This is a genomic window from Streptomyces sp. CA-294286 (assembly GCF_050947155.1).
Taxonomy (GTDB): Bacteria; Actinomycetota; Actinomycetes; order Streptomycetales; family Streptomycetaceae; genus Streptomyces.
Genome location: NZ_CP192005.1, coordinates 1,222,492 through 1,247,786 on the forward strand (window position 1 = coordinate 1,222,492; position 25,295 = coordinate 1,247,786).

General features: G+C 71.3%; 21 protein-coding genes. 5 read left to right on the plus strand and 16 right to left on the minus strand.

The annotated features are described in order from the left end of the window. Nucleotides 1-253 precede the first annotated feature (253 nt). A complete protein-coding gene (gene nsdA / locus ACQPZG_RS10020) occupies nucleotides 254-1,744 on the minus strand; it encodes a transcriptional repressor NsdA (RefSeq protein ID WP_433549337.1) in 1,491 nt (496 codons plus the stop codon). Nucleotides 1,745-2,214: 470 nt separating this feature from the next. Here nsdA and ACQPZG_RS10025 point away from each other — a divergent pair, with 470 nt between their 5' ends. Next, entirely contained in the window at nucleotides 2,215-2,868 is a 654-nt protein-coding gene (locus ACQPZG_RS10025) for a bifunctional DNA primase/polymerase (protein WP_433545472.1), read from the plus strand. A 70-nt stretch (nucleotides 2,869-2,938) separates the two neighbouring features. Here ACQPZG_RS10025 and ftsY read toward each other — a convergent pair whose 3' ends face one another. Beyond that, entirely contained in the window at nucleotides 2,939-4,144 is a 1,206-nt protein-coding gene (gene ftsY, locus ACQPZG_RS10030; RefSeq protein WP_433545473.1) for a signal recognition particle-docking protein FtsY, read from the minus strand. A 205-nt stretch (nucleotides 4,145-4,349) separates the two neighbouring features. Here ftsY and ACQPZG_RS10035 point away from each other — a divergent pair, with 205 nt between their 5' ends. Both ACQPZG_RS10035 and ACQPZG_RS10040 read left to right on the plus strand, forming a co-directional pair. Next, nucleotides 4,350-5,807 (plus strand): cytosine permease, encoded by a 1,458-nt coding sequence (locus ACQPZG_RS10035; protein ID WP_433545474.1) that lies wholly within the window; start codon nucleotides 4,350-4,352, stop codon nucleotides 5,805-5,807. Nucleotides 5,808-5,869: 62 nt separating this feature from the next. After that, complete coding sequence (locus ACQPZG_RS10040) at nucleotides 5,870-6,910, plus strand: LLM class flavin-dependent oxidoreductase (RefSeq protein ID WP_433545475.1); 1,041 nt, start codon at nucleotides 5,870-5,872, stop codon at nucleotides 6,908-6,910. Here the strand turns inward: ACQPZG_RS10040 and ACQPZG_RS10045 are convergent. The 4 genes from ACQPZG_RS10045 to ACQPZG_RS10060 all read right to left on the minus strand — a co-directional run bounded on the left by ACQPZG_RS10045 (nucleotide 6,907) and on the right by ACQPZG_RS10060 (nucleotide 13,403). Continuing rightward, a complete protein-coding gene (locus ACQPZG_RS10045) occupies nucleotides 6,907-8,334 on the minus strand; it encodes a sugar porter family MFS transporter (protein WP_433545476.1) in 1,428 nt (475 codons plus the stop codon). The two genes, ACQPZG_RS10040 and ACQPZG_RS10045, sit on opposite strands and share 4 nt — an antisense overlap. Nucleotides 8,335-8,541: 207 nt before the next feature. Continuing rightward, complete coding sequence (locus ACQPZG_RS10050) at nucleotides 8,542-12,270, minus strand: AAA family ATPase (RefSeq protein WP_433545477.1); 3,729 nt, start codon at nucleotides 12,268-12,270, stop codon at nucleotides 8,542-8,544. A 224-nt stretch (nucleotides 12,271-12,494) separates the two neighbouring features. After that, nucleotides 12,495-12,716, minus strand: a complete 222-nt coding sequence (locus ACQPZG_RS10055; RefSeq protein WP_185034388.1) for a hypothetical protein — start codon at nucleotides 12,714-12,716, stop codon at nucleotides 12,495-12,497. A gap of 393 nt (nucleotides 12,717-13,109) precedes the next feature. Continuing rightward, the gene (locus ACQPZG_RS10060; RefSeq protein WP_433545478.1) at nucleotides 13,110-13,403 is read right to left on the minus strand and encodes an acylphosphatase; all 294 of its coding nucleotides are present in this window, start codon (nucleotides 13,401-13,403) and stop codon (nucleotides 13,110-13,112) included. A gap of 134 nt (nucleotides 13,404-13,537) precedes the next feature. Between ACQPZG_RS10060 and ACQPZG_RS10065 the strand changes: the two genes are divergently transcribed. Then, nucleotides 13,538-14,503: a CAP domain-containing protein gene (locus ACQPZG_RS10065; protein WP_433545479.1), complete on the plus strand. Its 966-nt coding sequence runs from the start codon at nucleotides 13,538-13,540 to the stop codon at nucleotides 14,501-14,503. Nucleotides 14,504-14,605: 102 nt separating this feature from the next. Here ACQPZG_RS10065 and mutM read toward each other — a convergent pair whose 3' ends face one another. The 9 genes from mutM to rpmB all read right to left on the minus strand — a co-directional run bounded on the left by mutM (nucleotide 14,606) and on the right by rpmB (nucleotide 22,388). Continuing rightward, entirely contained in the window at nucleotides 14,606-15,469 is an 864-nt protein-coding gene (gene mutM / locus ACQPZG_RS10070; RefSeq protein ID WP_433545480.1) for a bifunctional DNA-formamidopyrimidine glycosylase/DNA-(apurinic or apyrimidinic site) lyase, read from the minus strand. Nucleotides 15,470-15,571: 102 nt separating this feature from the next. Then, nucleotides 15,572-16,459, minus strand: coding sequence for a ribonuclease III (gene rnc / locus ACQPZG_RS10075; RefSeq protein ID WP_433545481.1), 888 nt, complete (start codon nucleotides 16,457-16,459; stop codon nucleotides 15,572-15,574). Nucleotides 16,460-16,478: 19 nt separating this feature from the next. Further along, complete coding sequence (rpmF, locus tag ACQPZG_RS10080; protein ID WP_003965982.1) at nucleotides 16,479-16,652, minus strand: 50S ribosomal protein L32; 174 nt, start codon at nucleotides 16,650-16,652, stop codon at nucleotides 16,479-16,481. A gap of 2 nt (nucleotides 16,653-16,654) precedes the next feature. Beyond that, nucleotides 16,655-17,293 (minus strand): YceD family protein, encoded by a 639-nt coding sequence (locus ACQPZG_RS10085; RefSeq protein ID WP_433549338.1) that lies wholly within the window; start codon nucleotides 17,291-17,293, stop codon nucleotides 16,655-16,657. A 172-nt stretch (nucleotides 17,294-17,465) separates the two neighbouring features. Further along, nucleotides 17,466-18,554: a cell division initiation protein gene (locus ACQPZG_RS10090; protein WP_433545482.1), complete on the minus strand. Its 1,089-nt coding sequence runs from the start codon at nucleotides 18,552-18,554 to the stop codon at nucleotides 17,466-17,468. A 91-nt stretch (nucleotides 18,555-18,645) separates the two neighbouring features. Then, entirely contained in the window at nucleotides 18,646-19,146 is a 501-nt protein-coding gene (gene coaD, locus ACQPZG_RS10095) for a pantetheine-phosphate adenylyltransferase (RefSeq protein ID WP_433545483.1), read from the minus strand. A gap of 26 nt (nucleotides 19,147-19,172) precedes the next feature. Continuing rightward, entirely contained in the window at nucleotides 19,173-19,775 is a 603-nt protein-coding gene (gene rsmD / locus ACQPZG_RS10100; protein ID WP_433545484.1) for a 16S rRNA (guanine(966)-N(2))-methyltransferase RsmD, read from the minus strand. A 66-nt stretch (nucleotides 19,776-19,841) separates the two neighbouring features. Next, nucleotides 19,842-22,055: an ATP-dependent DNA helicase RecG gene (gene recG / locus ACQPZG_RS10105; protein WP_433545485.1), complete on the minus strand. Its 2,214-nt coding sequence runs from the start codon at nucleotides 22,053-22,055 to the stop codon at nucleotides 19,842-19,844. A gap of 147 nt (nucleotides 22,056-22,202) precedes the next feature. After that, nucleotides 22,203-22,388: a 50S ribosomal protein L28 gene (rpmB, locus tag ACQPZG_RS10110; RefSeq protein ID WP_003957616.1), complete on the minus strand. Its 186-nt coding sequence runs from the start codon at nucleotides 22,386-22,388 to the stop codon at nucleotides 22,203-22,205. Nucleotides 22,389-22,633: 245 nt separating this feature from the next. Here rpmB and ACQPZG_RS10115 point away from each other — a divergent pair, with 245 nt between their 5' ends. Continuing rightward, nucleotides 22,634-24,271: a DAK2 domain-containing protein gene (locus ACQPZG_RS10115; protein ID WP_433549339.1), complete on the plus strand. Its 1,638-nt coding sequence runs from the start codon at nucleotides 22,634-22,636 to the stop codon at nucleotides 24,269-24,271. 196 nt (nucleotides 24,272-24,467) lie between these two features. On the opposite strand, the gene thiD is transcribed toward ACQPZG_RS10115, so the two are convergent. Then, nucleotides 24,468-25,295 (minus strand): bifunctional hydroxymethylpyrimidine kinase/phosphomethylpyrimidine kinase, encoded by an 828-nt coding sequence (thiD, locus tag ACQPZG_RS10120; protein ID WP_433545486.1) that lies wholly within the window; start codon nucleotides 25,293-25,295, stop codon nucleotides 24,468-24,470.

Consider the following 25,295-nt stretch of genomic DNA (forward strand, 5'->3'; position numbering starts at 1 on the left):
CCTCGGTGCGGCCAGTGCGGGGTGGCTGGTTATGGACCCCGAGAGTGGCGGAGCGCCGTTTCGGAAGATGCCCCTCCGTGTTTCGCCGCAGTGACGATGGCGTCGTGCGTGTTACGCGGGAATGAACACGCCGATCATGTCCGGCGTACGGGGAGCGGACAGGGGCCGGCCGCGGCAGCTACCCGGATGACCAGGCGCGGGGGAGCCGAGTCGGGGTTCACGGGGTCGCTGTCGCGGCCGGGTTCGGGGGGCCTTACACCGCCTCTGCGGCTTCGGGCAGTTTCGCTCCCAACTGGTCGGTCAGGTCGTGCACTTCGGCCACGTCGCCGAATTCCCGTACCGCGCCTTCGACGGTCTTGCGCAGCCGGTTGTTGACCCGCTCGGAGCGGACCTTCTCCGCGACGCCGAGGGCCCGCTGCGAGTAGGCGACGGCCTGCTCGGGCTCCCTCTTCAGAAGGTGCACGGTGGCCATGCCGATGAGGTTGAGCGCGTACGACCGCTGGTGCTCGTCGTCCTTCCCGAAGAGGTCCACGGCGCGTTCCATGACGGGTTCGGCGAGTGAGGCGTAGGTGGGGCTGCGCCCGGCCACGTAGGCGAGGTCGCGGTACGAGTGGGAGTTCTCGCCGTTGAGTTCGGCCTCGGAGAAGAAGCGGATCCAGTCGGGGTCCTGCTCGTCGTCGAGGCCCGCGTCGACGAAGGTGTCCTCGGCCATCCGCACGGCCCGCTTGCACTTGCTGGGCTGGCCCATGTTGGCGTACGCGCGTGCCTCCATCGCGTACAGCATGGCCTGGGTGCGCGCGGTGGCGCAGTCGCGGCTGCCGTACTGGGCGAGGTGGACCAGTTCCAGGGCGTCGTCGGGCCGTCCGAGGTGGATCATCTGGCGGCTCATGCTGGAGAGGATGTACGAGCCGAGCGGCTTGTCCCCGGCCTCCTTGGCCGCGTGCAGCGCGAGGACGAAGTACTTCTGGGCGGTGGGCTGGAGGCCGATGTCGTAGCTCATCCAGCCGGCCAGTTCGGAGAGTTCGGCGGCACACCGGAACAACCGCTTGGAGGTGGCGTAGGGCTGGGGCTCCTGGAGGAGGTCGGTGACCTCGTGCAGCTGGCCGACGACGGCCTTGCGGCGCAGCCCGCCGCCGCACTGGGCGTCCCACCGGCGGAACATGACGGTGGTCGATTCGAGGAGTTGCAGTTCCGGCTCGGACAGCCGGGACGGGCGGCGGGCGGCGGCGGCCGACTCCTGCGGCGCGGGATCGCCGGCGGGGGCGGGAACCAGCCACCGCTGCATGGGCTCGATGAGGGTGGGCCCGGCGGACAGCATGAGCGAGGAGCCGAGGAAGCCGCGGCGGGCCAGCATCAGGTCGCTGCGGGAGAACTCGCTCAGCAGCGACACGGTCTGCGGTCCGGCCCAGGGAAGGTCCACCCCGGACACCGAGGGCGAGCGGTGCGCCGCGCGCAGACCGAGGTCCTCGATGGCGACGACCGCCCCGAAGCGCTCGGAGAACAGCTCGGACAGGATGCGCGGGATGGGTTCGCGCGGGTTCTCGCCGTCCAGCCAGCGGCGCACCCGGGAGGTGTCGGTGCTGATGTGGTGGGCGCCCATCTGCCGCGCCCGGCGGTTCACCTGGCGGGCCAGTTCGCCCTTGGACCAGCCGCTGCGCGCGAACCACGAACCGAGCTGCTCGTTCGGGCGCTTGCCGGCGTGACCGCCGCTCCCGTCGCTGCCGCCCACGTCGAACGCCCCCATTCCGTCGCCCGGAGCGGGCCGCACACCGCGCTCCGGAAATCCTGTGCTCACGCACGTCCTCCGCATGAACCCCTTACAGGATGCCGCCGGTAGGGGCCTCCTGTCCGCAGGACGCACCCCCTCGAACAGGAATCCGGCTTGCCCCCGGCATACCCACGAACGTGCGCACTCCCGGAGTTCATGCACCGAAAGTAGCCCCACGATCACCCGTCCGGCGAGGGCACTTACAGAAACGCCACCATTCGCCACCCCTCCGAGTGAACTCCCCTGCGAGCAGAAGCGATTCACTTGACACAGGACGGTCAGGAATCGGCGTAACGACGCACGCCGGAGCGTGTGCCGCGTCGCGCACCACCCCCGGCGTCCCGATACGCCGCCGGAGCCGGACCGACGGCAGCACCTCGCTGACGCAGCGTCACGGGAGCGCTCCGTGTCGTAACCACCGGCGAGTTCGACCCGTTGGAGGGGGCATGGGCTTCACGATCGGCGGCATCCGGGACATGCGCTCCGGCACGCGGCGCCGCAGCCGTACGTCAGAGGGCACAGCGGTGGCGGAGTACACCGGGCTGTGGGGCTGGGACGTGGTCCCGGGCGCGAGGGCGGCCGAGGGAGTCTGCTCCTGCGGCGGCCCGGCCTGCGAGGCCCCCGGCGCGCACCCCTTCGACTTCGCGCGGGTGGTCCCGGCCGGGGCGACCCTGGACGAGGTCGCCGCCGCCTGGGGCCGGTTCCCCGGGGCGGCCGTACTGCTGCCGGTGGGCAGGTCCTTCGACGTGCTGGATGTGACGGAGACGGCCGGCCGGCAGGCGCTGGTCCGGCTGGAGCGGATGGGCATCCCGCTGGGCCCGGTGACCGTGACGCCGGACGGCCGCGCGCACTTCTTCGTCGCGCCCGGCGCCTCGGCCGCCCTGCCGGAGCTGCTCTACCGGATGGGCTGGGACGACGCGGACCTCGACCTGCGCTGCCTGGGCCCGGGGGCGTACGTCACCGCTCCCCCGTCGGACCACGCGGGCCTGGGCCAGGTGCGCTGGCTGCGCCCGCCGTCGCTCGACACGGCGCGAAAGCCCCCGCAGGCGCGGCTGCTGCTGGGCACCCTGGCGTACATCTGCCACCGCCACCCGGCCTGACGCCCGTACGTACGAGGGAGGCACCGCGGGACGTCCCGCGGTGCCTCCCTCGTACGTGCGCGTCCGGAACTCAGTCCCCGATCAGCGCGTCCACGAACGCCTCCGGCTCGAACGGAGCCAGGTCGTCCGCGCCCTCGCCGAGGCCCACCAGCTTGACCGGTACGCCCAGTTCGCGCTGGACGGCGATGACGATGCCGCCCTTGGCGGTGCCGTCGAGCTTGGTCAGCACGATGCCGGTGATGTCGACGACCTCCGCGAACACCCGGGCCTGGACCAGGCCGTTCTGCCCGGTGGTGGCGTCCAGGACGAGCAGTACCTCGTCCAGCGGGCCGTGCTTCTCCACGACGCGCTTGACCTTGCCGAGCTCGTCCATGAGCCCGGTCTTGGTGTGCAGGCGGCCCGCGGTGTCGATGAGGACGACGTCGGCGTTCTCGGCGATGCCCTCCTTGACGGCGTCGAAGGCGATCGACGCGGGGTCGCCGCCCTCGGGACCCCGTACCGTCCGGGCGCCCACCCGCTCGCCCCAGGTCTGGAGCTGGTCCGCGGCGGCGGCGCGGAAGGTGTCGGCCGCGCCGAGCACCACGGAGCGGCCGTCGGCGACCAGGACGCGGGCGAGCTTGCCGGTGGTGGTGGTCTTGCCGGTGCCGTTGACGCCGACCACCATGACGACGCCCGGGGTGTCGACGCCGCTCTCGGTCTTCACGGCGCGGTCGACGTCGGTGCCGATGAGGGCGAGCAGTTCCTCGCGGAGGAGGGTGCGCAGTTCGTCGGGGGTACGGGTGCCGAGCACGCGGACGCGTTCGCGCAGCGCCTCGACGAGTTCCTGGGTGGGGGCGACGCCGACGTCGGCGGTGAGGAGGGTTTCCTCGATCTCCTCCCAGGTGTCCTCGTCCAGGTTGTCGCGCGAGAGCAGCGTGAGCAGGCCCTTGCCGAGCGAGTTCTGGGAGCGGGCGAGCCGGGCGCGCAGGCGCACCAGACGGCCGGCGGTGGGTTCGGGGACGTCGAGTGCGGGAGCCCCGACGACGGGCTCCTCGACGACGACGGGAGCCTCGGGGGCGCCCGGGAGGTCGACCTCCTCGATGGTGCGGCGCGCTTCGTCCTTCGGCGGAGCGGCGTCGTCGCCGACCTGAGGCTCGGCGGGCGGGGCAGTGATGGTCGGCGTGCTCGACGGCGCCGAGGGAGGCAGCTGCTTCTTCTTGCGGCTGCCGACCACGAGCGCGCTGATCGCGCCGACCGCGACCAGGGCGATGACTACAGCGAGGATGAGGATGTCCATAACCTCATCAGTATCGGCCACGGTGCGCCCGCGGGCCCTTCTTGGGGCTTCCTCCAAGAGACATACCCTCACGCAGCGGTGCACTCGGGTCAAAGTACGATGGTCGCATCGCAGTCCACGCGCGTAGAGTCCTGACCGATCACTCGTCACTCCCCCACCGGGCCGCAACGTCGCGCTCCGAGCGAGAGGCATGGAACCCCCACCCATGAGCACCACCGCCGAACCCGCAGCCACCCAACCCGCAGCCGAGGGCGCGGTGGAGACCCGGGGCCTCGAACCCGTTCCCGACAGCGAACGCAACGGGCACGTCGGGCAGCTGTTCCCCACGTGGGTGGCTGCCAACATCAGCGTGCTGCTGCTCACCATGGGCGCCGGGCTGGTCGTCTTCAACGGGCTGAACTTCTGGCAGGCGCTCATCGCGGCCGTCGTCGCCCCGGCCGTCTCGTACGGCCTGGTGGGTCTGATCTCGATCGCGGGCAAGCGCGGCGGCTCTCCCGGCATGGCGCTCTCGCGCGCGGTCTTCGGCCAGCGCGGCAACCTCTTCCCCGGCTCGCTGATCTGGGTGGCCCGCTGGGGCTGGGAGACGATCAACGCGGTCACCGGCGCCTACGCGGTGCTCACCGTGCTGGACCTGCTCTTCGACGTGCAGAGCAGCACCCCGCTCGTCATCGTCACCCTGCTGCTCTTCGTGGCGTGCACGTTCGTCGTCTCGGGCCTGGGCATCACGGCGCTCCAGGTCTGCCAGAAGTGGTCGACGTACCTCTTCGGCGTGTTCAGCGTGCTGGTCCTGATCTACCTCATCGCCAACACCGACTGGGCGTCCGTGTTCGCCAAGCCGGCCGGTTCGACGGCGATGCTGATCGCGGGCATCGGCACCATCGCGGCGGGCGGCATCAGCTGGGTCCCCACCGGCCCGGACTTCACCCGCTACCTGCCGCGCACCGCCAACGCGAAGCGGATGGTCACGGCGTCGATCGGCGGCGCGGGGATCGTCATCGTCCCGATGGTTCTGATGGGCGCGGTCATGGCCGTCTCCACCCCGGACCTGGCCAAGGCGCAGGACCCGGTGTCCTTCATCGGTGAGCTGCTGCCGACCTGGATCTCGGTCCCGTACCTGGTCATCGCACTGGTGGGCATGCTGCTCATCAACTCGATGTCGATGTACTCGGCCGGTTTCACCGCACAGACCCTCGGCATCAACGTCCCGCGCGCCTGGGCCGTCAGTGTGAACGCGATCATCAGCCTCGTCTTCGGCTTCCTGCTGATGGTGGTGGCGACCAGCTTCATGGGCTCGTTCATCTCCTTCCTGACGCTGCTCGCGGTCGCGTTCTCGGCGTGGATCGGCGTCTTCGGCATCGACATGCTCAAGCGCCGCGACTACGACGGCGAGGCGCTGATGGACACCACGCGCACCAGCGCCTACTGGTACAGCGGCGGCTTCGCCTGGTCCGCGATGATCGCGTGGGCCGTCGCCCTGGTGATCGGCCTGCTCTTCACCAAGGTCGAGTGGTTCACCGGCCCGCTGGCCACCACCTGGCTGGGCGAGAACGGCCTCGGCTGGGTCGTCACCACCGTCGTGGCGGGCGTCCTGTACGCGGTCCTGCCGCGGGCGCAGGCGCCGCAGGCCCGCGAGACCCGCGGGGCCGACACCCTGTCCATCTGACGCGACGTCAGCTAACGTCCCCCTCCGCCGGTCACACACCCGGCGGAGGGGGACGTTTCGCCATGACCTACTCGGTGGTCCGTTTCAACCTGGCCGATCCCGACGCCACGCGCACCTCCGCGCGGGCGCGCTACGCCGCCGCCCTGGAGATGGCCCGCTACGCCGACGAGCACGGCGTCGACACGCTCCAGACCGAGGAGCACCACGGCGCCGCCAACGGCTGGCTGCCCTCCCCCTTCACCTTCGCGGGCGCGGCCCTCGGTGCGACGCGGCGCCTCACCGTGATGATCTCCGCGGTCATCGGCCCGCTGTACGACCCGCTGCGCCTGGCCGAGGACATCGCCGTGCTCGACCTCTTGAGCGGCGGCCGGCTGGTCACCGTCGCGGGCATCGGCTACCGCCCTGAGGAGTACGAACAGTTCGGCGCCGACTGGGGCAGGCGCGGCAAGCTCCAGGACGAGCTGCTGGAGACGCTGCTCACGGCCTGGTCGGGCGAGCCCTTCGCGTTCCGCGGCCGTACCGTGCACGTCACCCCGCGCCCGTACACCCGGCCGCATCCGACGCTGCTGGTCGGCGGCAGCTCGAAGGCGGCGGCCCGGCGCGCGGCCCGGCTGGGGCTGCCGTTCTTCCCGAGCGCGCACCTGCCGGAGCTGGCGGCGTACTACGAGGAGCAGTGCGCGGCGCACGGCACGAGCGGCTTCTGCATGATGCCGGCCGCCAGGACTCCGCTGCTGCACGTCAGCGAGGATCCGGAGCGCGCCTGGGCGACGTACGGGAAGCACTTCCTGCACGAGGCGCGGACGTACGCCTCCTGGCAGTCGAAGGACATCAGCTCGGCGGTGCGTTCCACCGCGCACACCGTCGAGGACCTGCGGGCCGAGGGCGTCTACCGGATCCTCACCCCGGAACAGTGCGTGCGCCTGGCGGGGGAGAGTCTCGTCCTGCACCCGCTGTGCGGCGGCATGCCGGTGGCGGAGGGGCACGAGAGTCTGCGTCTGTTCGCGCAGAGGGTGCTGCCCCGGCTCGCGGAGCGGACCGGGGCAGCGGGTGGGACGGGTGACGCGCCGGAGGCGGGCGGCGCACCGGAGACGGGCGGCGCCTAACCCATCTCCTCCAGCCTCTTGCCCTTGGTCTCCTTCACGAACTTGAGCACGAAGGGGATCGAGAGGGCCGCGAAGAACGTGTAGATGACGTACGTCCCGGAGAGGTTCCAGCTCGCCAGGGAGGGGAAGGTCGCGGTGATCGTCCAGTTGGCGATCCACTGGGCGGCGGCGGCCACGCCGAGGGCGGCGGCGCGCAGCCGGTTCGGGAACATCTCGCCGAGGAAGACCCAGACCACGACACCCCACGACAGGGCGAAGAAGAGCACGAAGACGTGGGCGGCGATCAGGGCGACCATGCCCTGGGTGTCCGGGAGCTTGCCGTTCACCATGTCGGCGGAGAAGGCCCAGGCCTCGCAGGCGAGGGCGAGGGTCATGCCCGCCGAGCCGATCAGGGCCAGCGGCTTGCGGCCGATCCGGTCGACGAAGATCATCGCGATCACGGTGCCGATGATGTTGATGATCGACGTGGTGAAGGAGTAGAAGAACGAGTCGCTCGGGTCGATGCCCACGGACTGCCACAGCGTCGCCGAGTAGTAGAAGGCGACGTTGATGCCGACGAGCTGCTGGAAGACGGAGAGGCCGATGCCGACCCAGACGATCGGCAGGAAGCCGAACCTGCTGCCGAGCAGGTCCTTGAAGGTCGACTTGTGGTCGCTGCGCAGGCCGTCCTGGATCTCGGCGACCCGGGCGTCGAGGTCGATGTGCTCGCCCTCGACCTCGGCCAGGATCTTCTTGGCCTTCTCGGTCTTGCCGACGGAGACCAGGAAACGCGGGGATTCGGGGATGACGAAGGAGAGCAGCCCGTAGATCACCGCGGGCACGACCATCACGCCGAGCATGACCTGCCAGGCCTCCAGGCCGGCGAAGACCTTGTGGCGGTCGTCGCCGCCCGCCCAGTTGAGGATGCCCCAGTTGACGAGCTGGGAGATCGCGATGCCGAGGACGATCGCGCCCTGCTGGAAGGAGCCCAGCCGTCCGCGGTAGGCCGGAGGGGCGACCTCCGCGATGTAGGCCGGGCCGATCACGGAGGCCATGCCGATGGCGATACCGCCGAGGAAGCGCCACATGGTGAGGTCCCACAGCGCGAACGGCAGTGCGGAACCGACCGCGCTGACGGTGAACAGCACGGCGGCGATCTGCATGACGCGGATACGGCCGATGCGGTCCGCGATGCGGCCCGCGGTGGCGGCGCCGACCGCGCAGCCGATCAGGGCGACGGCGATGACCTGTCCGAGCGTGCCGGCGCCGATGTCCCACTTGTCACCGATGGCCTGGGTGGCTCCGTTGATCACCGAGCTGTCGTAGCCGAAGAGGAAACCGCCCATCGCGGCCGCGGCGGTGATGAAGACGACATGGCCGAGATGTTCCGGGGCGGCTTGCTTGCCTCCGGGCGACGACGACGGCGTCTGCGCTGTGCTGGTCACGTGAACTCCTGGGCCCGGCCGCGTCGCCGGGCATGTCCGTGGGGGGCAGGCACTTCAGGTGGCTTCCAGTGGGGCACGGGTCCGTACCGTTCACCACTCGACACCTTCAGCACCATTGACGCTACTTGAAGCCAAAAGGAACGGGAGCGATCGTAATCCTTCAACTTTTGAAGCTAGCGGCGGGGCTCCCCGCACGGCCTGCGACAGTCAGCGCAGGCGCTGGCTGATCACCTTGGAGACCCCGTCGCCCTGCATGGACACGCCGTACAGGGCGTCCGCCACTTCCATCGTGCGTTTCTGGTGAGTGATCACGATCAACTGGGAGCTCTCCTGGAGCTCCTTCATGATCCGAATCAACCGCTGGAGGTTGGTGTCGTCCAGCGCGGCCTCCACCTCGTCCATCACGTAGAACGGGCTGGGCCGGGCCTTGAAGATCGACACCAGCAGCGCCACGGCGGTCAGAGAGCGCTCGCCGCCGGACAGCAGCGACAGCCGCTTGACCTTCTTGCCCGGCGGACGCGCCTCCACATCGACCCCGGTCGCCAGCATGTTGTCCGGGTCGGTCAGGATCAGCCGCCCCTCCCCACCGGGGAAGAGCCGCGAGAAGACGCCCTCGAACTCACGCGCCGTGTCCCGGTACGCCTCGGTGAACACCTGCTCCACACGCTGGTCGACCTCCTTGATCACCTGTAGCAGGTCGGTGCGGGTCCGCTTGAGGTCCGCCAGCTGCTCGGAGAGGAACTGGTGCCGCTCCTCCAGCGCCGCGAACTCCTCAAGCGCCAGCGGATTCACCTTTCCGAGCTGCTGATACGCCCGTTCGGCCGCCTTGAGCCGCTTCTCCTGCTCGGCACGGACGAAGGGGCGGGGACGGTTGCGCGGATCGCCGGGATCCTCCGGCAGAGCCTCCCCGTCGACGGCCGGCGACGCGGGCACGGGCTGCTCGGGCCCGTACTCCGCCACCAGCGCCGACGGTTCCACGCCCAGCTCCTCCAGTGCCCTGGTCTCCAGCTGCTCGATGCGCAGCCGCTTCTCCGCTCCTAGTACCTCGCCGCGGTGAACCGAATCGGTCAGCTTGTCGAGTTCTTCCTTGAGTTCCCGGCCGAGGGACCGTTCGGTGACCAGTTCGTGCTCCTGCTCGGCCTTGGCGGCCTCCGCCGCCGCACGCTCCCGGTCGGCCCGGACGAGAGAGACCTCGGCGTGCGCGAGCAGCTGCCGGGCGCCCGCCGCGACCGCTGCCGCCACCTCCGCCTCGTACCGCAGCCTGGCCCGCCGCTGCTCGGCCCTGGCCCGTACCTCCCGCTCGGCACGTGCGGCCCGGTCGAGCGCGTCGGCCCGCCCCGCGAGCGCCCGCACCCGCTCCTCGTGGGTACGGACCTGGAGCCGCGCCTCCATCTCGGTCTGCCGCGCGTTCGCCCCGTCCGCCGCCAGCCGGTCCCTGACGGAGGCGTCGGGCTCCTCCGCCACCGGCGCCTCCTCCGCGACCGCGAGCCGTTCCGCCAGCTCCTCGGCCTCCTCGGTGGCACGATCCAGTGCCTCCTGCGCCCTGGCCGCGGCGGCGGCCGACCGCTCCGCCTCCTCCGCCGCCCCGCGTGCCTGCCCGGCCAGCCGTCCGAGCTGCTGCGCGACCGCGGACCGCTCCCGGTCCCCGGCCCGCCGCGTCTCCCCCAGCTCCTCGACCAGCGCGGCGCACCGGTCCCGCCGCTCCCCGGCCTCCGCCTGCCGCCGGGCCAGCTCCTCGCACCGAACGGACAGCTCCGCGAGCTGCGCGTCCGCCTCGTCCACCGACGCCTGCACCTCCAGCAGGCTCGGCGCCCCCGCCGAACCGCCCTGTGCGAAGTGGGCCCCGAGCACGTCGCCCTCGGCGGTGACCGCCGTCAGTTCGGGACGCGCGTGGACGAGGTCCTCGGCGTCCTCCAGCGTGCTCACGACCACCACGCCGTGCAGCAGCCGCCGCACCGCGGGCATCAGCTCCTGCGGCCCACGTACGAAGTGCACCGCGTACGGCGCGGCGGCGTTCGGCGCGGCGGCACCGGGCTCCACGGGGTCCGGCCGCGTGGGATCCGCCTGCACGGGATCCGCCTGCGTGGGGTCCGGACGCACGGGGTCCGGACGCACGGGATCCGCCTGCGTGGGGTCCGCCTGCGTGGGGTCCGCCTGCGTGGGGTCCGGCCGCGCAGGGTCCGGCCGCACGGGTTCCGGCCGCGTGGCGGGGGCTCCGGTCTCCCCTGCCAGCAGCAGTGCGGCCCGCCCCGCGTCCTGCTTGCGCAGCAGCCGGATCGCCTCGGCGGCCGCCGCGGGGTTCGCCACCGCGACCGCGTCGGCCGCCGCTCCCAGCGCCGCCGCCACCGCCACCTCGTACCCCGGCGCGACCGTCAACAGCTGCGCCGCGGGCCCGAGCAGCCCGGTAGGCCGGTCCGCCCCCAGCAGCGCACCGGTTCCGTCCTTGCGCCGCAGCCCGAGCGCCAGGGCTTCGCGGCGCGCCGCCGTCGCGGCCCGCCGACGCTCGACGGCCGTCAGTTCCTCCCGTGCACCACCCCACTCGTTCTCCGCCGCCGCCAGTTCCCGCCTGGCTTCGTCGTGCCGTACGGACAGCTCTTCGCCGCCCGCGTCGAGCCCGTCGACCTCGGCCCTGAGCTGCTCGTACTCCTCCTGGGCGGTGACGGCGCGGTCCTGCGCCGCGTCCCGTGCCTCGGCCAGCCGCTCGATCTCCGCCCGCGCCGAACCCGCCCTGCCGCGGGCGGCGTTGACCTGGCCGTTGAGCCGCGCCAGACCCTCGCGGCGGTCGGCGACGGCCCGCGCCAGGTCCTTGAGCCTGCGCTCCTCGGCGGCCAAATCGCGCTCCAGCTCGGCGCGGTGCTCGACGGTGTTCTCCAGTGCGTGCCGCGCGGCCTCCAGGGCGGCTTCGAGTTCGGCCTCCTGCTCACGGATCCGGGCCGCCTCCCGCTCCATGTCCTCCGGCTCGCGCCCCCGCCGCTCCTCCTGCGGGGCCGCGTTCGCGCTGGTCACGCGTGCCTCGGCGAGGGAGATCGTGCCGCGCACGCGCTCGGCGAACTGCGACAGCCCGTACCAGGACTGCTGTGCCCTGCCGAGGCGCGGCGCGAGTCGCCGCACCTCGGCCTCCAGCTCCGCCTCGCGCTGCTGCGCGGCCTTGAGCCGGCTCTCGGCGCGTTCCTTGCGCTGCTTCAATGCGGCCTCGTCCGCGATCTCCGCGCCCAGTGCCCGCTGGAGCGCGACGAGGTCGTCGGCGAGCAGCCGCAGCCGTACGTCGCGCAGATCGGCCTGGATGACGGCGGCCCGTCGCGCCACGGCTGCCTGCCGTCCCAACGGCTTGAGCTGGCGGCGGAGTTCGCCGGTGAGGTCCTCCACGCGCGCCAGGTTCGCCTTCATCGCCTCCAGCTTCCGCAGCGCCTTCTCCTTGCGCTTGCGGTGCTTGAGGACACCCGCCGCCTCCTCGATGAAGGCGCGGCGGCCCATCGGATCGGCGTGCAGGACGGAATCGAGCTGGCCCTGCCCGACGATGACGTGCATCTCCCGGCCGATGCCGGAGTCGGAGAGCAGCTCCTGGATGTCCAGCAGTCGGCAGGTGTCGCCGTTGATCTGGTACTCGCTGCCGCCGTTGCGGAACATGATCCGCGTGAGGGTGACTTCGGCGTACTCGATGGGCAGCGCACCGTCGGAGTTGTCGATCGTGAGCGAGACCTCGGCCCGGCCGAGCGGGGGCCGCCCCGTCGTGCCGGCGAAGATGACGTCCTCCATCTTGCCGCCGCGCAACGACTTGGCGCCCTGCTCCCCCATGACCCAGGAGAGCGCGTCCACCACATTGGACTTGCCGGACCCGTTGGGCCCCACGACGCAGGTGATACCGGGTTCGAAGCGGAGCGTCGTGGCGGAGGCGAACGACTTGAAACCTCGGAGGGTCATGGCCTTGAGATGCACGCAGCCCGACTCTACCGGGCCGTCGCGGTTTCACCGATGAACGTGCAGGGCACATCAGACGTTAAGAAAACGCCGGACGCAGGCCGGACGGTCGATGTCCGAGGAAAGGAAAAAGGGACGCCGAAACGTCCCTTGGAGATGCTGCGGCAGTGAGGCGCCGACGGTGGTGTCCGTACGGGAGTGCCGCAGAAGTGAGACCGGTACAGGAGGGGCCTGCAACGGAATCAGGTGAGTGCGGGCTCCGCACGGGGGACGTCGATGTCGAAGTCCTCGTCGAGCAGAGAAGAGTCTCCGCGGTGCTGAGCGGCGGCCGTGAGCGAGTCGTTCTCGTTCTGAATCCGGTTGAGCTCGGATTCGAGATCCTGAACGCGCTGCTGAAGCCGTCGCATCTCGGCGAGGAGTCGCGGGTCGGAGCCGCCGACGTAACCGAGAAGCGCCTTTGCCATGATGAGTGGTCCTCCACACTGAGTGACCGACCGAGAGCGGTGTGGGTCGTGAGGGAATCGCACCCGCGGTGCTTGGCAGTGTTGTTGTTCCACTGCGGTTCTTGCTGCCAAACAGCTAAGGTGCGCGGGGATTCCAGAGTCTCACCAAAAAGTTTGACGGTCAACACGATCACACGCCGTATCGCCGGGCGGCCCGGGGGCGTTCCGCCGTGCACTCACCGGCGTCGCTCGACCTGCGGGGCCCTGGGGGCGTAGAGATCATCCTCGTACGGGCAGCCTTCCATGGCAACCCGATTCTGGCAACCACCAGGGCGTTTCTCCTCGCGGGCGGTGACCGGGGCGCCGCGCGCAGTGACCGTTCGCGCCCTGCGGAGAGCAGGCCGGTGCACCCGTTCAGCGGATCGCGAAGCCCTTGTATCCCCCGCGCGGTGTGCCCCAGATCTCAGTGACACCGTCGACCCGGCCGGGAGTGTCGTCCGAGTGCAGCCACTCCAGCAGACGGTGGCAATTCTCACGCGAACCCTCCGCGACGACCTGCACCCGGCCGTCGTCGAGGTTGAGGGCGAAGCCGGAAAGGCCGCCGATCTCCAGCGCGTTTGCCCTGGTGAACCAGCGAAAGCCAACTCCTTGCACGCGGCCGCGTACCCAGGCGGTGAGCCGGGCGTCCGGCTGTGCGTCTCCGTTCATGACCGCACGCTAACCGGTCAATTGCTCACGAGGCACTTCGCCCCCACCCGTCATGCCGTACAGTCCCGACGCAATGAGGCTCATCCATTCGGGTGAACGCATTGACCGTCGAATTCCTGAGGAAGGCACAGCAGATGGGACGCCATCGACGCACCGCCGCCGGGCCCGCCACGGATGATCACGCTCCCGTCGAGGTCGGCGGGCACCGGGGCGACAGCCGCCGGCGGAAGCGCTCCGCCCCCGTGCGGAGCGGACTGCTCGGAGTCTCCGCAGCCGTGGCGTTCGGTGCCGTCGCCGTTGCGTCCGGGATCCTTCCCGGCGGTGACGCCCTGACCTTCGGCGGCGGCTCCGGCAGCTCCGGGGACCGGGCGTCCGCGGGCGGCACGGTGGACCTGAGAGCTCAGGGCGGCGCCGTCGAAACCCCGACGGAGCGCGCCTCCTCCCCCGCCGCCGCGCGCGGCGAGGAGCGGGCACAGGGGCCTGCGCCGACCCCCTCGCAGAGCACCGGCGAGCAGTCGTCCCCGGCAGCCGAGCCGACCGGAGCACCCGCCTCCGATTCGCAGAAGCACACGCGCGACGAAGCAACGAAGGAACCCACCACCGAGGCTCCCGCGACCACGACGCCCCCGACGAAGGCGGCCCCGAAGCCCCCGCGGACCACTGCGCCCGCCACCGAACGGGCCCCGGCCGCCACTCCGCCGCCGCGCAAGGCGCCCGCCTCGGCGAACGACGCCGCGGCCGCCGTGCTCTCCCTGGTGAACCAGGAGCGCGCGAAGGCCGGCTGCCGTCCGGTCCGCCCGGACACCGGTCTGGCGACGCTGGCCGCGAACTTCAGCCGGGACATGGCGGCGCGCGGCTTCTTCGCGCACACCGACCCGGACGGCGCGACCCCGTGGGACCGCGCCGCCAAGGCGGGCATCAAGGACCTGGGCGGTGAGAACATCGCCCGCGGCCAGGCGGACGCCCAGGCGGTGATGGACGCCTGGATGAACAGCGAGGGCCACCGCGCGAACATCCTGAACTGCGAGTACACGACTCTGGGCGTCGGCGTGCACATGGCCGAGGGCGGCCCGTGGTGGACGCAGAACTTCGGCTTCTGAGTCTGCGCGAGCGGGGCGTCCCCCTGTCCGGCCAGCCTTCGCGCGCAAAGGCGCCCCCGCAGGCCGTGCGCCCTCATGCGCCGCGTACGGCCCCGCAGCCGCTCAGGCGGTGACGGCCCTGGGCGGGCGCTGGCAGCGCGGGCAGAAAAAGCTGGAGCGGTTCATCCACGGGCGACGGCGCATGGCGGTGCCGCACCGGCGGCACGGCTCGTCCTCGCGTCCGTACGCGTCCAAGGACCGGTCGAAGTAGCCCGACTCCCCGTTCACGTTGACGTACAGGCTGTCGAAGCTGGTGCCTCCGACGGCGAGCGCCGCGTTCATCACGTCGCGCACGTGGCCCAGGAGTTCGGTGGAACGGGGCCGGGTCATGGTGGCGGTCGGGCGGTCGTAGTGCAGCCTGGAGCGCCACAGTGCCTCGTCCGCGTAGATGTTGCCGACTCCGCTGATCAGCGACTGGTCGAGCAGGGCCCGCTTGAGGGTGGTGCGCCGCAGCCGCAGCGCCGTGTGGAAGGCGGCGTCGTCGAATTCCTCGTCGAGCGGGTCGCGGGCGATGTGCGCGATGACGTCGGGAAGGCCGTCGGGGGCGGTGTCGTGCAACGAGAGCCCCCCGAAGGTGCGCTGGTCGACGAAGCGGAGCTCGGTGCCCAGCGCGTCGTCGAAGCGCAGCCTGACCCGCAGGTGCTTCTCGTCGGACGCCTCCTCGGGCTGCACGAGGAGCTGCCCGCTCATCCCGAGGTGTCCGAGCACGGCCAGCGGAGCGTCCTCGACGGGCAGCCACAGGTACTTGCCGCGTCGCCGGGCCGCCCCGATGCGGTGGCCGCGCAGCCGGGCGGCGAAGTCGGCGCCGCCGGCGAGGTGGCGGCGTACCGCACGGGGGTGCAGCACCTCGACCTCGGCGACGGTCCGCCCGGTGACCCAGCGTTCGAGTCCACGCCGGACGACTTCCACTTCGGGCAGCTCGGGCACAGGGCACTCCTCATGTGATGCGTGTGTCGCGTCGGGGGTACGCGTCCGGCCCCGGTGCCACCCCGCGAGGGGTGGCACCGGGGCCGGACGGTGTGCTGCGGGTCAGGCGACCGACGACCTGCTGTCGTCCGCCGACCCGGCGGCCGGAGCCACCGCGTCGGCGACCGTGGCCGCCGGTTCGGCAGCCGGGGCCGCCGGAGCGACGGCCGCGGTGGCGGAGACCGCCGGGTCAGCCGGCGTCGGGTTCTCGGCCTCGGCCTTCGCCGCCGCCTCGCGCTCCGCCGCAGCCGCGCTGATCGCACGCCATGCGGACTCCGCCGCCTGCTGTTCCGCTTCCTTCTTGCTGCGGCCGGTGCCGGTGCCGTACGAGACACCACCGACGCGGGCGGCAGCAGTGAAGACCTTTTCGTGGTCCGGGCCGGTCTCCGTGACCAGGTACTCGGGAACCCCGAGCCCCTCGGCCGCGGTGAGCTCCTGGAGACTGGTCTTCCAGTCCAGGCCGGCGCCGAGGCTGGACGACTTCTCGATCAGCGGATCGAAGAGCCGGTGCACCAGCTCGGAAGCCGCTTCCAGACCTTGGTCGAGATAGACCGCACCGATCACCGCTTCCAGGGTGTCGGCGAGGATGGATGCCTTGTCCCGGCCTCCCGTGCCCTCTTCGCCCCGGCCGAGCCGGATGAAGGAGCCGAGTTCGAGGCCGCGGCCCACCTCCGCGAGCGCACGAGAGTTGACCACCGCGGCCCGGAGCTTGGCCAACTGGCCTTCCGGGAGGTCGGGGTGGGTCCGGTACAGCGTGTCCGTGACCACCAGGCCGAGCACCGAATCCCCGAGGAATTCGAGCCGCTCGTTGGTGGGCAGACCGCCGTTCTCGTACGCGAACGAACGGTGCGTCAGCGCACGCACCAGAAGGGCGGACTCGAGGTGATACCCGAGCCGCCCTTCCAGAAGCGTGTGAGACGAGGCATTGTCCGTCTTGTATGACTCAGACATGGTGCCTCTCACCAGCCGCTCAGACCTCGAGGACCTGGCGCTTGTTGTACGTGCCGCAGCTCGGGCACGCAATGTGCTGGAGCTTCGGCTCCTGGCAGCGCTCGCACGACACCAGGGTGGGGACCGCAGCCTTCCACTGCGACCGGCGGTGGCGCGTGTTGCTGCGCGACATCTTCCGCTTCGGAACAGCCACGGCTACTTCTCCTGCTTCTCGTCGACGCCGGTACCGGCGTCGTGCACGTTGTCCTTCTCGTCGACCTGGCCGGTCTCGACGAGTCCCTGCAACGCCGCCCAACGGATGTCGACGGCGTCATGGTGGTGGTCGGGGTTCTCGTTCAGGCTGATCCCGCACTGCGAGCACATGCCTGCACAGTCCTCCCGGCACACCGGCTGCATCGGAAGTGCGAGCACTACCGCGTCACGCAGCACGGGTTCGAGGTCGAACAAGCCGTCCTCAAGGAAGAGCGTGTCCTCGTCGTCCTCGGCGTCGTCGCCCGGTTCCGCTTTCGCGCGGCCCCGGTCGTCGGCGTCAGGGTACGAGAACATCTCCTGGAAGTCCGCTGCAACCTTCAGCTGCACCGGCTCCAGACACCTTACGCACTCCCCCTCGGCCGCCGCACGGACGGTGCCTGTGACAAGCACCCCTTCCATGACGGATTCGAGGCGGAGCCTGATCTCCAAGGGCGCACCTTCCGGTACGCCGATGACCCCTTCGACACCGAAGTCCTTGGGGGCCTCCGCGGTGCGGGTCAGCCGCTGGAGCGCACCGGGACGCCGGCCCAGCTCGTGCGTGTCGAACACGAGGGGGTTGCGGTGGTCGAGGTGCGTACTCAGGGGATTTCCCGCCTTCGGATTGCTGTGGAGGGACTGCCCTGTGCGTGGCCGGACCGAGGGTCCATGGCGAATCGGGCAGCCGAAATCGCAGACGTGGTCCGCGACGAATGGCCAGGATACTGGACGCTTCGCCCAGGGCCCAATCCGGCCCCGGCGACCCGTCCGTCCGGAGCTAGCGGCCCTGCTCGTACTCGCGCAGCCGGTCGAGGTCGATCATGCTCGTGTCGAACATGCTCGTCTCGTCGAGCGCGCCCTGCTGGGGCGGGTGCCCCGGCTGCGCGGGCTGCTGCTGGTGCTGCTGTGCGGACTGGGCGGACTGCTGTCCGTACGGGTCGTAGCCCTGCTGCGGGTACGAGGCGGCGTACGGGTCCTGCTGGTAGCCGTACGGATCCTGCTGCTGGCCGTACGGGGCGGCGGCGTAGACGTCCTGGCCCTGCGGCTGCTGCGGGTACGAGGTGCCCGCGTACGGGTCGTACGGCTGCTGGGCCGGGATGCGGGGGTCGGCGGGCGACGGGTCCGGGACGGCGGCAGGCTGGGGCTCGGCGAGGTCGGCCAGGAAGTCGGCGTCGCTGCCGCGCAGACCGGAGCGTTCCAGGTCGTCCTGGGCGGCCATGTGGGCGCCGAGGTCGTCGGAGGCGACCCGGCCGTGCAGCTTCTGGCGGCCCTTGCCGACCGCGTCGAGGGTCTTGGCGAGGACGGCCTCGAAGGCGCCCAGCTTGGTGTCGACGTACTCGTCGGCGCGGTGCAGCAGGGTGGAGGGGTCCGGGCTGTAGTCCGGGGCGTCCTCGTCGGCGTACCCCTGCTCGTCGAGGCCGGGACCCCGGCCCAGCAGCTTCTCGCGCCCGCGGCCCACGGAGCCGATGGTCTTGGTGAGGACGACCTCGAAGTTGGCGAGCTTGGAGTCGACGTACTCGTCGGCCTCCGCGCGGATCTCCTCGGCGTCCCGCCGGGCCTCGGCGAGGATGCGGTCGGCCTCGGCCTGGGAGCGGCGGGCGACCTCGGTGTCGGAGATCAGGTCGCCGCGGTGCGCCTGGGCGGACTCGATGATCCGCTCCGCCTCCTGGCGGGCCTGCTCGACCAGCTGCTCGCGCCCGCCGATCAGCTCCTGCGCCTGGGCGAGGGAGTCGGGCAGGGCGCGGCGCACCTCTTCGAGCATGTCGAGCAGGTCGGCGCGGTTGACCACGCACGAGGCCGACATGGGCATGGATCGGGCGCTGCCGATCGCCTCGACGATCTCATCGAGCTTCTTCTGCACGTCCACCGTGTGCTCGCCACTCTCTCGGCCTGGTTTGGAGACGGACGGGACGACTGTACGGCCAGTCGGCTCCCGCCCGACACCTGCTGACGGGCCGTCAGCCGTCCTGGGTGGCGGACTTGTTCTCCGCGAGTCGCTCGGTGAGCGCCGTGTGGACGATCTCCGGCAGCAGGTGGGAGACGTCGCCGCCCCAGGCCGCGACCTCCTTGACCAGGCTGGAGGAGAGGAAGCTGTAGGTGGGGTTGGTCGGTATGAACAGGGTCTCGACGCCCGAGAGGCCGTTGTTCATCTGGGCCATCTGCAACTCGTAGTCGAAGTCGCTGACGGCGCGCAGGCCCTTGACGATCGCGGGGATGTCGCGGTCCTTGCAGAAGTCGACGAGGAGGCCGTGGTGGGACTCCACCACGATGTTCTCGTAGTCGGCGGTGACGTCCCGGATCAGCCCGATCCGCTCCTCGACGGAGAACAGGCCCTTCTTCGACTGGTTGATCATCACCGCGACGTGCACCACGTCGTAGAGCCTGGAGGCTCGGCCGATGATGTCCAGGTGGCCGTTGGTGATGGGGTCGAACGACCCCGGGCAGACTGCTCGGCGCATCTGTGGTCCCCGTCTCTGCGGTCCGGTCATCGTGCGTCTTCGCACGGTCGTGCGTCGTCGTGCGGTGACGCGGCGCGACCGTACCAAAGCGTCCCTTCGCCGTAGCGACGGGCCCTCAGCGGCTCGAAGCCCTCGGGCCACGCGAATTCTCCGCCCCGGGTGCTGCGTTCCACGGTGGCCAGCGCGTCCCGGGCGAGCCAGCCCTGGGCGCGGAGTGTGAGGAGAATCTCGCGGAGATCGTCGTCGGTGACCGCGTACGGCGGGTCCAGGAAGACGATGTCGTACGGGGTGGCGGGGGCTGCCGTCGTCACGACCTGCTCGGCCTTGCCGGCCCGCACCTCGGCACCGGGCAGCCCGAGGGTGCGCACGTTGTCCCGGATCGTCCGTACGGCCTTCTGGTCGGCCTCGACGAGCAGGGCGTGCGCACCGCCGCGGGACAGCGCTTCGAGGCCGACGGCCCCGGAGCCCGCGTACAGATCGGCGATCCGGAGCCCCTCCAGGGTGCCGAGCAGGGCCTCCCAGGTGGAAAAGAGGCCCTCGCGCGCCCGGTCGGAGGTCGGGCGGGTGCCGTTGCCCGGCGGGACTGTCAGGCGTCGTCCGCCGGCGGTGCCTGCGATCACGCGGGTCATGGATTCCTCTGTCGGGTCGGCGGTCGTGCGGTGCTCTGTCCTCCCACGATATGGCGTACGGGCCGGTCAGCCCTTGTCGAGGTACTGCTCGCGCTCCTTGTCGAGGAGTGCGTCGAGCGCGGTGCGCAGTTCCGGGAGCCCGTCCAGGCCCGGGTCGTCGGCGACGATCGCGACGGCCTCCTCGCGGGCGGCGGCGATCACTTCCTCGTCCTCGATGACGGCCAGCACCCGGAGCGAGGAGCGGACGCCGGACTGGGCCTGGCCGAGCACGTCGCCCTCGCGGCGCTGTTCGAGGTCGATGCGGGAGAGCTCGAAGCCGTCGAGCGTGGCGGCGACGGCGGCGAGCCGGGCGCGGGCGGGGCTCGCCTCGTGCATCTCGCTGACCAGCAGGCACAGTCCGGGGGCCGCACCGCGGCCGACCCGCCCGCGCAGCTGGTGCAGCTGGGAGACGCCGAACCGGTCCGCGTCCATGATCACCATTGCTGTGGCGTTGGGGACGTTGACGCCGACCTCGATGACGGTGGTCGCGACCAGCACGTCGACCTCACCGGCGGCGAAGCGACGCATCACGTCGTCCTTGTCGTCGGGCTGCATGCGCCCGTGCAGCACCTCGACGCGCAATCCGCTCAGCGGCCCGGCGCGGAGCTGGTCGGCGATCTCCAGCACGGCGAGCGGCGGACGCTTCTCCGGGTCCTCGGCGTCCTCGGCGGCCTTCTTCGTCTTCTTCTTCGGTTCGTCCTCGCCGTCGCCGATGCGCGGGCACACCACGTACGCCTGGTGCCCGTTCTCCACCTCCTCCCGCACCCGTTCCCAGGCGCGGGCCAGGAAGTGCGGTTTGTCCTTGGCGGGGACGACATGGGTGGCGATCGGGGAGCGCCCGGCGGGGAGCTGGTCCAGGACGGAGGTCTCCAGGTCGCCGAAGACGGTCATCGCGACCGTGCGCGGGATGGGGGTGGCCGTCATGACGAGGAGGTGCGGGGGCTGCTTGCCCTTCGAGCGGAGCGCATCGCGCTGCTCGACGCCGAACCGGTGCTGCTCGTCGACGACGACCAGCCCGAGGTCGTGGAACTGCACCTTGTCCTCGATCAGCGCGTGGGTGCCGATGACCAGGCCCGCTTCCCCGGTGACCAGGTCGAGGAGGGCCTGCCTGCGGGCGGGCGTCCCCATGGATCCGGTGAGGAGCACGACCTTGGTTCCGAGCGCGGACCCGCCGAGCATGCCTCCTTCCGCCAGCTCGCCCATCATCTCGGTGACGGAGCGGTGGTGCTGCTGGGCGAGCACCTCGGTGGGCGCGAGCATGGCCGCCTGCCCGCCGGCGTCGACGACGGCCAGCATGGCGCGCAGGGCGACCAGCGTCTTCCCCGAACCGACCTCCCCCTGGAGGAGGCGGTGCATCGGGTGTTCGGTGGCGAGGTCGTCGAAGATCTCCTTGGAGACCTTCTGCTGGCCGTCGGTGAGGGTGAAGGGGAGCTTGGCGTCGAAGGCGTCGAGGAGGCCGTCGGAGACCGGTTCGCGGGCGACCGCGGGCAGTTGTCTCTCGGCGAACCTGCGGCGGGCGAGGGCGACTTGCAGGACGAACGCCTCGTCCCACTTGAGCCGGTCGCGGGCTTCGGCGATCTCCGCCTTCGTGCGTGGCCGGTGGATCTTGCGGAAGGCTTCGGGGAGGGGGACGAGTCCGCGGCCCTCGCGCAGTGCGGTCGGCAGCGGGTCGACGATCTCGGTCCACCGGGTCGCCTCCATCGTGGCGAGCACCAGGTCGACCGTCTTGGCGATCTTCCAGCTCTCCATCTGGGCGCAGGCCGGGTAGAGCGGGATGAGCTGGTTGGCCCAGGCTTCCGCGGCGTCCGCTCCGGCGTCCTTGCCGAGCATCTCGTACGCCGGGTGGGAGAGCTGGCGGATGTTGCGGAACATGCCGACCTTGCCGGAGAACATGCCCTTGCGGCCCGGCAGCAGCTCTTTCTGGTGGTGGAAGAGCGCCTTGCCGAAGAAGACCAGCTGGAGCCGCCCGCTGCCGTCGGTGAGGGTGACTTCCAGGCGCTGGCCCTTGCCGTTGTTGAACCGCAGGACGCGGGCGTCGGCGACCTGGGCCACCACCGTGGCGTGCTCGTCGAGCGGGAGGTCGGCGAGCTGGGTGAGCTCGCCACGCTCGGCGTACCGCCGGGGATAGTGGTGCAGCAGGTCACCGACGGTGTGCAGGTCGAGGTGCTCGGCCATCACCTTCGCGGTGGTGCCGCCGAGTGTCTTCTTGAGTGGTTCGTCGAGCGAGGGCACGAGATCCATTGGACACCATGGGTCCGACAGCGCGGCAATCCTGTGGAAAACCGCCCGGACCGGCCCCGCACCGCAGGCGTCCATGAAAAAAACCGGCCCACCCGAGGGTGGACCGGTTCCTTAAGCAACCAGCTAGGTGGCCGCGCTATCGAGACGTCAGCGCGAGACCTTGCCGGCCTTGATGCACGAGGTGCAGACGTTAAGCCGCTTCGGCGTCCGACCGACCACTGCACGCACGCGCTGGATGTTGGGGTTCCAGCGACGCGAAGTACGGCGGTGCGAGTGCGAAATGTTGTTGCCGAAGCCCGGCCCCTTGCCGCAGACGTCGCAGTTGGCAGCCACGGTCACTCCAAAGACTTCAGATGCACTTACAGTGAATTCCGGCAGGCCGAAAGATCCGGGGATCCTGTGGCACTGCCGGGGGAATGTCCCGATTTTCATCGGGCAACCGGAGCAGCATACAACGGCTGCTCTCGTACAACGAAACTACCACGGTCCCGGGGACCCACGCCCCGGCCCCTTCTCCCGCCGGCTGCCTGCCGGGGACTACTCTGCGGGAGTTCTTGCTGCTCAAGGAGGAGGCCCAGGTGCCGCAGTCCCCCGACGATCTCGACGCCGTCGCGGTACGCACCTGGTGCTCGCTGGCCCTGGAGGCGCTGGGCGCGGAACGCGAGGAGATCGACGCGATCAACGTCTATCCGGTCGCGGACGGGGACACCGGCACCAACCTCTTCCTGACGATGGAGTCCGCCGCGCAGGCCCTCGAAGCGGTCTTCGCCGCGCACGCGACGGTCGTCGGCCCTCCCCCGTCCGCTCCCCTGCTGTCCGACGCGGTGCAGGCGATGGCGCACGGCGCGCTGATAGGGGCCCGCGGCAATTCCGGCACGATCCTCTCCCAGCTGCTGCGCGGCATGTCCGAGGAGCTGGCGCAGGACCTCGCGCACGCGGAGAGCGCCGACGGTGCCGATCTGCGCCGGGCACTGCGCCGGGCCGCCTCCTCCGCGTACCGGGCGGTGGCGCATCCCGTGGAGGGGACGGTGCTGACGGTGGCGACCGCGGCGGCCGACGCGGCGGCCGGCACGACGGCCGCGGCGGCCGCGCGGGCCGCGTACGAGGGCGCCCGCAAGGCTCTGGCCGGGACGACCGGGCAGTTGGCCGCCCTGGGCCGGGCCGGTGTCGTGGACGCGGGCGGCCGGGGTCTGGTGGCGGTGCTCGGGGCGCTGGTCGAGGCCCTGACCGGGGAGGCGGTCGCCTCGCGCCCGCGCGTGCCGCACGGTCTGCTCGTCGACGACTGCTCCGCCGACCACGCCGACGAGGGCGGCCCCGCCTTCGAGGTGATCTACCTGCTGGAGGCGGACGACGCGGCCGTGGACCGGCTGCGGGCGCGGCTGGACTCCCTCGGCGACTCGCTGGTCGTCGTCGGCGGCGACGGGCTGTGGAACGTGCACGTCCACGTCGACGACGCGGGAGCGGCGGTGGAGGCGGGTGTGGAGGCCGGCCGCCCGTACCGGATCCGGATCACGCACTTCGGTGCGGACCGCCTCGCCCCGCCGCGCGAGCGGGCCCAGCGGGCGGTCGTCGCGGTCGTCCCGGGCGAGGGACTCAGGGAACTGTGCGCGGCGGCGGGGGCGACCACCGTGCTGGCGCGGCCCGGGGAGCCGCCGGCCAGTGGTGAGCTGGTCGACGCGATCCGGCGGGCGCACGCGCGGGAGGTGGTGCTGCTGCCCAACGACGCCGATCTGCGGCACCCGGCCGCGGCGGCGGCCCAGCAGGTGCGTACGGAGGGGGTACGGGTCGCCCTCATCCCCACGCGGGCGGCGGTCCAGGGCATCGCGGCCCTCGCCGTGCACGAGCCGGACCGGCGGTTCGACGAGGACGTGGTCGCGATGACCTCGGCCGCGGGCGCCACCCGGTACGCCGAACTGGCCGTCGCGGAACGGCAGTCCTGGACGATGGCGGGGGTCTGCCAGGCGGGCGACGTCCTCGGCCTGATCGACGGGGACGTCGCCGTCATCGGCACGGACGTCGCGGCGACCGCGCGTACGGTGCTGGACCGGATGCTGTCGGCGGGCGGCGAGCTGGTGACTCTGGTACTGGGTGAAGACGTGCCGGACGGGCTCGCGGAGGCGCTGGAGTCGCATGTGCGCAAACGGCACCTGGCGGTGGACACGGTGATCTACGCGGGCGGTCGGCAGGCGTCGATGCTGCTGATCGGCATCGAGTGAGCAGCGCCGGGTGATCGGCGCCGCGTGAGCATCGCCGCGTGATCGGCACCGCGTGAGCGGCACCGCGTGAGCATCGCCGCGTGATCGGCGTCGCGTGAGCAGCACCGCGTGAGTAGCACCGCGTGAGCAGCGCCGAGCAGCCGGATGGCGACCGCCCGCCCGGCACGGCCCCGGTCCGGCACGGGCGGGCATCCGCTCACCGGTCCTGCGAGTCCCGCAGCCGCCAGCCGTGGTCGACCGGGCCGATCCCCGCGCCCAGCGCGAACCCCGCCGCGATGGCCTCGGTCACATACTCCTTGGCCGCCCGTGCCGCCTGCGGCACGTCCAGCCCCTTCGCGAGGCCGGAGGCGATGGCGGAGGCCAGGGTGCATCCGGTGCCGTGGGTGTGGCGGTTGTCGTAGCGGGTGGAGCGCAGCCAGTGCTCGTCGGTTCCGTCGGTCAGCAAGTCGACCGCGTCGCCCGGGAGATGACCGCCCTTGACGAGGACCCAGCGCGGCCCGCAGGCCAGCACGGCGTCGGCGGCGCGCCGCAAATCCTTCTCCGACTCGACGCGTACACCGGTGAGTTGGGCCACCTCGTCGAGGTTCGGGGTGGCGACGGTCGCCGTCGGCAGCAGGAACTTGCGTACCGACTCCACGGCGGACGCGGCGAGCAGCGGGTCGCCGTGCTTGGAGACGCCCACCGGGTCGACGACCACCGGGGCGTCCGTGCCCGCCAGCAGGTCCGCGACCTCTTCGACCAGTTCCGCGGACGACAGCATGCCGGTCTTCACGGCCTGCACGCCGATGTCGTCCACGACGCTGCGGTACTGGGCCCGCACCGCCGCCACCGGGAGGTCCCAAACCCCTTGCACGCCCAGGGAGTTCTGGGCGGTGACGGCGGTGAGCACGCTCATCCCGTGCACGCCCAGGGCGAGCATCGTCTTGAGGTCGGCCTGGACGCCCGCACCGCCGCCGGAGTCCGAACCGGCGACGGTGAGCACGCAGGGGAGCACGCCGTGACGTGCGGCAGGAGTTATTCGCAT

Bases quoted from the DNA above. Each gene is read 5' to 3' on its own strand.
- nsdA (WP_433549337.1), bottom strand. From the start codon at position 1,744: ATGGGGGCGTTCGACGTGGGCGGCAGCGACGGGAGCGGCGGTCACGCC.
- ACQPZG_RS10025 (WP_433545472.1), top strand. From the start codon at position 2,215: ATGGGCTTCACGATCGGCGGCATCCGGGACATGCGCTCCGGCACGCGG.
- ftsY (WP_433545473.1), bottom strand. From the start codon at position 4,144: ATGGACATCCTCATCCTCGCTGTAGTCATCGCCCTGGTCGCGGTCGGC.
- ACQPZG_RS10035 (WP_433545474.1), top strand. From the start codon at position 4,350: ATGAGCACCACCGCCGAACCCGCAGCCACCCAACCCGCAGCCGAGGGC.
- ACQPZG_RS10040 (WP_433545475.1), top strand. From the start codon at position 5,870: ATGACCTACTCGGTGGTCCGTTTCAACCTGGCCGATCCCGACGCCACG.
- ACQPZG_RS10055 (WP_185034388.1), bottom strand. From the start codon at position 12,716: ATGGCAAAGGCGCTTCTCGGTTACGTCGGCGGCTCCGACCCGCGACTC.
- ACQPZG_RS10060 (WP_433545478.1), bottom strand. From the start codon at position 13,403: ATGAACGGAGACGCACAGCCGGACGCCCGGCTCACCGCCTGGGTACGC.
- ACQPZG_RS10065 (WP_433545479.1), top strand. From the start codon at position 13,538: ATGGGACGCCATCGACGCACCGCCGCCGGGCCCGCCACGGATGATCAC.
- rnc (WP_433545481.1), bottom strand. From the start codon at position 16,459: ATGTCTGAGTCATACAAGACGGACAATGCCTCGTCTCACACGCTTCTG.
- coaD (WP_433545483.1), bottom strand. From the start codon at position 19,146: ATGCGCCGAGCAGTCTGCCCGGGGTCGTTCGACCCCATCACCAACGGC.
- rsmD (WP_433545484.1), bottom strand. From the start codon at position 19,775: ATGACCCGCGTGATCGCAGGCACCGCCGGCGGACGACGCCTGACAGTC.
- recG (WP_433545485.1), bottom strand. From the start codon at position 22,055: ATGGATCTCGTGCCCTCGCTCGACGAACCACTCAAGAAGACACTCGGC.
- thiD (WP_433545486.1), bottom strand. From the start codon at position 25,295: ATGCGAATAACTCCTGCCGCACGTCACGGCGTGCTCCCCTGCGTGCTC.